This window comes from Colwellia echini, from assembly GCF_002843355.2.
Taxonomy (GTDB): Bacteria; Pseudomonadota; Gammaproteobacteria; order Enterobacterales; family Alteromonadaceae; genus Colwellia; species Colwellia echini.
Map to the genome: position 1 here is coordinate 1 of NZ_PJAI02000038.1, position 8,778 is coordinate 8,778.

6 protein-coding genes are annotated in these 8,778 nt (G+C 37.2%); 5 read left to right on the forward strand and 1 reads right to left on the reverse strand.

Annotated features, from left to right (window positions below; genetic code table 11):
- Positions 1–509: 509 nt before the first annotated feature.
- The 5 genes from CWS31_RS16810 to serS all read left to right on the forward strand — a co-directional run bounded on the left by CWS31_RS16810 (position 510) and on the right by serS (position 7,334).
- Positions 510–3,230 (forward strand): DNA translocase FtsK, encoded by a 2,721-nt coding sequence (locus CWS31_RS16810; RefSeq protein ID WP_101345710.1) that lies wholly within the window; start codon positions 510–512, stop codon positions 3,228–3,230.
- Between the two features lie 81 nt (positions 3,231–3,311).
- Positions 3,312–4,127, forward strand: a complete 816-nt coding sequence (lolA, locus tag CWS31_RS16815) for an outer membrane lipoprotein periplasmic chaperone LolA (protein WP_101345709.1) — start codon at positions 3,312–3,314, stop codon at positions 4,125–4,127.
- A 91-nt stretch (positions 4,128–4,218) separates the two neighbouring features.
- Positions 4,219–5,547, forward strand: a complete 1,329-nt coding sequence (locus CWS31_RS16820) for a replication-associated recombination protein A (RefSeq protein ID WP_101345750.1) — start codon at positions 4,219–4,221, stop codon at positions 5,545–5,547.
- Positions 5,531–5,932 (forward strand): fluoride efflux transporter CrcB, encoded by a 402-nt coding sequence (gene crcB / locus CWS31_RS16825; protein WP_101345708.1) that lies wholly within the window; start codon positions 5,531–5,533, stop codon positions 5,930–5,932. The genes CWS31_RS16820 and crcB overlap by 17 nt, the downstream gene beginning before the upstream one ends.
- Positions 5,933–6,053: 121 nt before the next feature.
- Positions 6,054–7,334, forward strand: a complete 1,281-nt coding sequence (serS, locus tag CWS31_RS16830) for a serine--tRNA ligase (protein ID WP_101345707.1) — start codon at positions 6,054–6,056, stop codon at positions 7,332–7,334.
- Between the two features lie 198 nt (positions 7,335–7,532).
- On the opposite strand, the gene CWS31_RS16835 is transcribed toward serS, so the two are convergent.
- Positions 7,533–8,498: an integron integrase gene (locus CWS31_RS16835; protein ID WP_101345706.1), complete on the reverse strand. Its 966-nt coding sequence runs from the start codon at positions 8,496–8,498 to the stop codon at positions 7,533–7,535.
- Positions 8,499–8,778: the final 280 nt, after the last annotated feature.

An 8,778-nucleotide genomic window follows, 5' to 3' on the forward strand; every position in this document is an offset into this window, starting at 1 on the left:
GTAATACGGATAATTAAGGCTGTTGTAGCATTTTGCTTATCCCGAACTCAGGTTAACTACAAATAATATCTTATAAATAGGGATGATAAGGAAATAAAACAAGGGGGTAAATAACTTCTTCGTTATTAGTTAAATAAAAATGTAAGTATTTAACTAATTTAACCTGAGTTCGGGATCATGAAAGCGAGTGGGACAATAATATCAATCATTTATAAGTTTTCCTCTGCAATAGTTTTAATAATTCGTAGTACAAGACGGAAAAGCGAAACCAATAACTGGTTATCGGGATCTTTTATAACGCAATAGGATGGATAATTAACGCTGGTGTTGCATTTTTCTTATCTCGAACTCAGGTTATTTATTAAAACAGCTTAAAATATAGCGTTTTATCACTGCTGTATAAAAAAACATGCATTAATAGCAATTTGTTGCTGCCAACTAAGCGCTAATTTGATACTTTAGCTGTTCTACACTAAATTTTTTCGTGTTATTTTCAATGGTACTTATAATTGTCTTCTGATCTTATAGAAAAAACTGATGCTTCGTTTGATGCATTAGCTACAAAACAACTTTCTGGCGTGCAACGTTTACTCGAGGCGGGCCTATTATTTTTCACCGTTTTTGCCATGTTTATGATGTTGGCATTATTTAGTTTTGATCCAGCCGATCCCGGTTGGGCGCAAACAGGTTATCAAACCGAGGTACGTAATTTAGGGGGTGCGGTTGGGGCATACCTTTCTGATTTGTTTTTAAATCTTTTTGGGCTTATTGCCTATAGCTTACCATTTGTTATCGCTATTGTTGGTTGGTTATTGTTTCAACGTTTTCATGAATTAATGAAACTTGATTATTTAACTTTAGGCTTAAAGCTTATTGGTTTTTTCATGTTCTACCTTGGCATTACCTCGTTAGCCAGTATGAACTTTGATGATGTTTTTTACTTTTCTGCAGGTGGTATATTAGGTAACGCATTAAGTGAAACGTTATTACCATACTTTTCTTTTGTTGGCTCAACCTTAGTATTTTTACTGTTTACTTGTGCTGGATTTGTCTTATTAACGGGCTTTTCTTGGCTTAAATTTATTGATGCTGTTGGACAATATGCCATTATTGCTGCACTTTGGTTGGCGACAGTGCCGAAAATGATTAAAGAAAACTTTGGTACTAACGATATTCAAGATAATAACCCGCAACACAGCGAGGACAAACCAGGTAAAATTAAAACTGCATTGGGAGAGGTTAAAAGCCGTTTAGTTGATACAAAGGATACTAATTTAAAAGAAGCGACAACTGAAAACTTTGAAGCAGAGCAAGCAATAGTTGAGCAAGATGCGCCGGTACCGATGCGTTCGAATAAACATGATTCAAACAAGCTATCGCCTGATGAACTTCCGTCTGGAATTTTTGCCAAAACAGCGACAATGCCAGTTCCTGACTTTTTTAACGCTGAAGCTGAGCAGGGCATTGGTGAACATAACGGTAAAGTAAATACTAAAAATGAACCCTTCATTGATATTGCTGATTTAATGTCAGAGCCTACCCACGGTAATGTGCAAGATCATGTCAATGATAGTGAAATTAAAGCCGCTTTTACCGATGTAGAAAAGCTTAATGTAGCAGATGACCGCACCTCACCAAAAGCAGCTACGAAATCATTATCGCCTATTAAACACAATATCAATGATGATAACGGACAAGTTAATTTAGTTCCTGCAGAAGATAGTGATATAACAAGTATGCCATCTATCGACTTACTTGATAGACCAGACAAAGCCAAAAACCCAATAAACCAAGAAGAATTAGATCAAGTCAGTCGTTTAGTTGAAGCTAAATTACTTGATTTTGGCGTTATCGCACAAGTGGTTTCGGTTTACCCAGGACCTGTTATTACACGCTTTGAATTAGATTTAGCGCCAGGTATTAAGGTAAATAAAATTACTAGCTTATCTAAAGATTTAGCCCGTGCTTTGTCTGCTATTAGTGTGCGAGTTGTTGAGGTTATTCCGGGTAAATCGGTTATAGGTTTAGAATTACCAAACAAACATCGTGAAATTGTTTATTTAAGTGAAGTATTAGATTGTCCTGCATTTGCTGAGTCTACATCGCCACTTGCGATGGTGTTAGGTAGTGATATAGCGGGTGAGCCTGTAGTGGTCGATTTAGGCAAAATGCCGCATTTATTAGTTGCAGGTACTACCGGCTCAGGTAAATCTGTTGGTGTTAACACTATGATTGTTAGCCTGCTTTATAAATCTACGCCTGAAGATGTGCGTATGATCATGATTGACCCTAAAATGCTTGAGCTTTCAGTATATGAAGGGATTCCACATTTATTAGCTGAAGTAGTAACCGATATGAAAGATGCCGCTAATGCCCTGCGTTGGTGTGTAGGTGAAATGGAGCGTCGTTATAAAGTAATGTCTGCGGTTGGTGTACGTAACTTAAAAGGTTATAACAAAAAAATCCTTGCAGCGATTGAAGCGGGTGAACCATTAATTGACCCAACGTGGCAACCTAGCGACAGTATGGATCAAACGCCGCCACTGTTAGAAAAATTACCAAGCATTGTCGTTATTGTTGATGAATTTGCCGATATGATGATGATTGTGGGTAAAAAAGTGGAAGAGCTTATTGCCCGTATCGCGCAAAAAGCTCGAGCGGCAGGAATTCACTTAATATTAGCAACGCAACGTCCATCAGTTGATGTTATTACTGGTTTAATTAAGGCCAATATACCAACACGTATGGCGTTCCAAGTATCTTCTGGCTTAAACTCTCGTACTATTTTAGACCAACAAGGTGCTGAGCAATTATTAGGTATGGGTGACATGCTGTACTTGCCACCAGGTACTGGCGTACCAACACGGGTACATGGCGCGTTTGTTGACGATCATGAGGTTCATGCGGTTGTTAAAGATTGGAAATCACGTGGTGAACCTAACTACATAGAAGAGATTTTATCGGGTGAGCACGATCAAGATATTTTATTACCTGGCGAGCAAGCAGAAGCTGCAGAAGGCGAAGACATAGATGCTCTATACGATGAAGCAGTAAACTTTGTTACTGAAAAACGCCGTGTTTCAATCTCTAGTGTACAAAGACAATTTAGAATTGGTTATAACCGTTCAGCAAGAATTGTTGAGCAAATGGAAATGCAAGGTGTGGTATCAACACCCGGTAATAATGGCGCGCGAGAAGTATTAGCGCCGCCGCCAGTACGTGACTTTTAACCTTGTAAAAGCAAAATATTAATAACCCTAACTCAGGTTAATTACTCATACATTAGAACACCATTATATTAGAAGTAAATTATGCAAATTATTTCCCACATTCATTCAGAATTTAGAACAAATTTTAGTACAAAGTGTAGATTAAAAATAAGACAAAAGTTTAGTAAAATCGCGTTAACAAGCTTATTAATACCTACATTGGGTTTTACTCAAATAGTATACGCAGTGCAAGATACGGTAAATATAGAGCCATCGGCTTTAATTTCACCATCAAACACTCCATCAAATTCCCCATCAAATAAAGCAAAGCAACATTTAATGGTAAAGCTTTCTACCTTGGCATTTTTTAGTGCAGACTTTACTCAAAAAATTCTTAGCGAGCAAGGTGAGTTATTACAACAAGGATCTGGTAACCTAGCTATTAGCAAACCGAACTTGGCTAATTGGAAAACAATAACACCAGATGAAACCTTAATAGTAAGCGATGGTAATACTTTGTGGTTTTATGACCCTTTTATTGAACAAGCCAGTGCTTTTAGTCTTGCTAAATCGATTCACAATACGCCAATATTATTACTTACTAGTGATGAACCACAATTATGGGCACGATATGATGTGTTAGAAAGTGATATTGCTAAAGATAAAGCCGGCAATAAAGTGTCTCGTTTTGTTGTGATCCCAAAAGATGAAAGTGGGCAAATTAAAAAATTGACCTTAAGTTTTGTCCGTGCCGATAAGCAAGACACTCAAGCAGAGTTAACCCAGTTTTCATTTCAAGACGCAACCGGTCAAATCAGCGAAATTAACCTAAATAATTTCAACAGTGAAACTAAACCTGACGATACGTTATTTACGTTTAGGTTACCTGAAGGTGTAAGACTTGAAGACAAACGATAACTTTTCATCAGGGCAGCAAAACTCTTTGTTTAGTCTTGATGAAAATCAATCAACATCAGAAAATGCCGTCCTTGAAAATGCAAGTCGTTTTATGCCACTTGCAGCTAAAATGCGCCCACGTACTTTAGCTGATTACGTTGGCCAACAACATATATTAGGTGGCAATTCACCACTTGCACAATCAATCGCGCAAGGCAATTGTCACTCACTTATATTTTGGGGACCGCCAGGTAGTGGCAAAACCACGTTAGCTGAAATTATTGCGCAACATGCCAATGCCGAAATTGAACGTGTATCTGCTGTTACCTCTGGTATTAAAGAAATTCGTAGTGCTATTGATAAAGCAAAACTACGTGCACAAGGCGAGGGCGCTAATAAACGTAGAACCGTATTATTTGTTGATGAAGTACATCGTTTTAATAAATCACAACAAGATGCTTTTTTACCACACATTGAAGATGGCACTATTATCTTCATTGGCGCGACCACCGAAAACCCTGCGTTTGAACTAAACCAAGCATTATTATCTCGAGCGCGTTTATATACGTTAAAAAAACTCACTCGTGAAGACTTAGCGCAAGTATTACAACGTGCTATCTTGTTATGTGAAAACGAGCAAGGTATTAGCATTGAACTTGGTGAAGATGCGAAACAAAGTTTACTCAACCGAAGTGACGGTGACGCTAGACGTTTGCTTAACTTACTCGAAAATTGCCTTGATAGTGTCTTTGCTGATAATAAAAACAGCATAAAAGGCATTTCGGTTGAGTTAATTGCACAAGTTGCTGGTAGTAAAATAGCGTTATATGACAAAGGTGGCGATGCTTTTTATAACTTAATCAGCGCTTTTCATAAATCAGTACGTGGCTCAAGCCCCGATGCAGCTTTGTATTGGTATGCCCGAATATTAACCGCTGGTGGCGATGCTCTTTACGTTGCGAGACGGTTACTTGCTATTGCTAGTGAAGATATTGGTAATGCCGATCCTAGAGCAATGCAATTAGCTATAAATGCCTGGGACACGTTTCATCGTGTTGGTCCGAGTGAAGGTGAACGAGCTATAGCCCAAGCAACGGTTTACTTAGCCTTAGCTCCTAAAAGTAATGCGGTTTACCATGCATTTAATAAAGCGAAAGCATTAGCACAACAAACCTGTGATTTAGATGTTCCGCCACATTTGAAAAATGCGACGAGCAGTATTACTGAAGAGTTAGGTCATGGTAGAGAATACCGTTACGCTCATAACGAAGAAAATGCCTTTGCTGCAGGAGAAAACTACTTTCCTGAGGCATTAGCACGAGGTGATAACTCTCATACCACCTTATATGAGCCAACAGAACGTGGCTTAGAAAAGCAACTCAAAGATAAAATCGATTTTTTAAATCAACTTAATAGGAATAGTCATGACCAACGCTATTAGTAATTACATGTTATATTTTTATGTAGCTATTGGCGGTGCTTGTGGTGCTAGCCTACGTTTTTATATTTCACAATTAGTACTAAGTTGGCTTGGAAAAGGGTTCCCTTTTGCCACATTGATGGTTAATATCATCGGCTCATTTACTATGGGTTTGTTATATCAATTAATAGAACACGAAATCCTCAATATTTCCGTGCATAGAACCTTGCTTGGTATAGGATTTTTAGGCGCATTTACGACTTTTTCTACATTTTCATTAGACTCCTTGTTATTATTACAACAAGGCGATGTGTTAAAAGCCGCGTTAAATATTCTCTTAAATGTATCACTGTGTATTGCGGCAGCAGCATTGGGTATGTTTATGGTGACAACGTTAGTAAAATAAAAATACAACAAACATTGGACTGCACTTTTTGAACGTATTAAAAGCGTTCGTAAATTAATTTAAGTTAGGTCGAGTGTTGTAAAAAATATTAATAACTTTAAAAACAAGAATGTGAATAATTATGCTTGATGCAAAATACTTAAGAACAGATTTAGACAATACAGCTCAACAACTTGCTAAACGTGGATTTTCTCTCGACGTAGCAACATTAGTTGCTTTAGAAGAGCAACGTAAATCGATACAAGTTAAAACTCAAGAATTACAAAGTGAACGTAACTCTCGATCAAAGTCTATTGGCCAAGCTAAAGCTCGTGGCGAAGATATTGCCCCATTACTTGCACATGTTAGCCAATTGGGCGAAGAGCTAGATGCAGCAAAAACACAGCAAGATGAAGTGCTTGCTAAAATTGACGCTATTGCTAGTGCTATTCCAAACTTACTTGATGAATCTGTACCTGAAGGTAAAGATGAATCTGAAAATGTTGAAATAAAACGTTGGGGCACGCCACGTGTGTTTGATTTTGAAGTAAAAGATCATGTTGATTTAGGTTTTGCAGCAGACAAAGGCTTAGACTTTGAAAGTGGCGCTAAATTAGCAGGTACACGTTTTGCTGTTATGCGTGGAAAAATAGCACGTTTACATCGTGCAATTGCACAATTTATGCTTGATACACACACCGAAGAGCATGGCTATCAAGAAATGTATGTACCGTATTTAGTGAACGCCGATTCATTATACGGCACAGGTCAATTACCTAAATTTGGTGAAGATTTATTTCATACTGACTTATCAAACAAAAAATTATCGTTAATACCAACATCAGAAGTACCGCTTACCAACTTAGTGCGTGATGAAATTGTTGATGAAGCTGATTTACCTATAAAAATGACGGCACATACCCCATGTTTCAGAAGTGAAGCAGGCTCTGGCGGTCGTGATATACGAGGTTTAATTCGTCAACATCAATTTGATAAAGTTGAAATGGTACAAATTGTTAAACCTGAAAACTCAATGACAGCGCTGGATGAATTAACACGCCATGCTGAAACTATTCTTGAAAAACTAGAATTACCATACCGCACAGTACAATTATGTAGTGGTGATGTTGGTTTTAGTGCGGCAAAAACTTTCGATTTAGAAGTATGGTTACCGGCACAAGATACTTATCGTGAAATTTCATCATGTTCAAATATGGGGGATTTCCAAGCTCGTAGAATGCAAGCTCGTTTTAGAAACAGCGAAACAAACAAGCCAGAATTATTACACACTTTAAATGGCTCAGGTTTAGCAGTAGGGCGCACATTAGTGGCAATTTTAGAAAACTACCAACAAGCTGATGGCAGCATTAATATACCAACGGTATTACAGTCATACATGGGCGGATTAACCAATATTGGTTAATCTGAAAGTCATTAGTTATACCAATTTCATTAGTTAGGTGGTCTGTTTTAACAAGTATAAATCATCAAATATTTGATGGTATTGATTTTGATTAAAAATAATGCGATTAAGTAACATCAGGCTGCTTTTGGTTTACTTTATCGCATTTTTACTTTTAAACAGTTATTGAATCCTAGTTTAGTTAGTTTTTATCTTTAACTAGATGAGATCAGATAGAGGGCTGCGGACACCATTTGCCCCTTGCTCAAGTACATGAGTGTAAATTTGTGTTGTTCTAATATCAGTATGTCCTAATTGTTCTTGCACTGTTCTTATATCAGCACCTCGTTGTAATAGGTGGGTAGCAAAAGAATGGCGCAAAGTATGACACGTAACGTTCTTCTTTATGTTTGCCTGCAGAGCTGCCTGTTTAACCACTTTTCTCAGAGCTGTTTCGTTTATATGGTGACGCCTCAAAGCATTTACTTCAGGGTCGAGACTTAACCTTTTTGATGGAAATAAATAATGCCAACCTAACTCCGTTCTTGCGTTAGGGTATTTTTTACTTAATGCAAAAGGAAGATATACACCTTGGTAGCTGGGATTATTCATATCCATTTGAAAAAGTAATTCAACACTATTTATTTGTAACTTTAATGGTTTAACTAATTCTTTAGCTAATGTAACACACCTGTTTTTTGAACCTTTACCTTGCCATACACGCACGGCGTGATAGTCAAAATCTATATCTTGTACACGCAAACGTACGGCTTCCATCAAACGTAAACCACTTCCATACATCAGTTGACAAATTAATAGGAAGTTGGCATTAACTTGTGGTAATAATTGTGATATTTCTTGTGTTGTTAATACAACAGGCAGCTTTTGTTGGATGTGACTTTTATTAAAGTTAAGCTCTAAGGTGAGTTCATTGTTAATTATATGTTTGTACATGAAAACAAGCGCATTTAAAGCGAGCGCTTGAGTTTTTGGCGCAACGTTCATTACATTAGACAAATGGGAAAGGAAAGCCTCAACCTGTTCATTATGGCAATCAACAGGGTGTTTCTTACCATTAAATATTATGAAGGCTTTTATCCAGTAAATGTAAGATTCAATCGTTCGTTTAGCATATCGCTTTGTCCACATTTTCTCTTGGACAAGGGTAAGAAAAGGTGAATTCATTTATTTCCCCTAACAACAAGGTAACTGTGTATTTATACAGTTTAGTGTGTTTTCTAGTTTTCTGCCAATAAAAAGGAATTTTTCTCGCTTTCACGCAATTGAAATGCTGATACATAAAGCTAAGGTATTGTGATAAAAGACTAAATACAGTATCTTTATATGATTAAATTTTGAAAGGGAGATTTTTCCGCTGTTTAAAGCGAGATTTTTTCTTCCTAATAAGCTGTTAGGCATATTCATAGGGATGCGATTTAATGAAGTTTTTGAGTATTATAATACT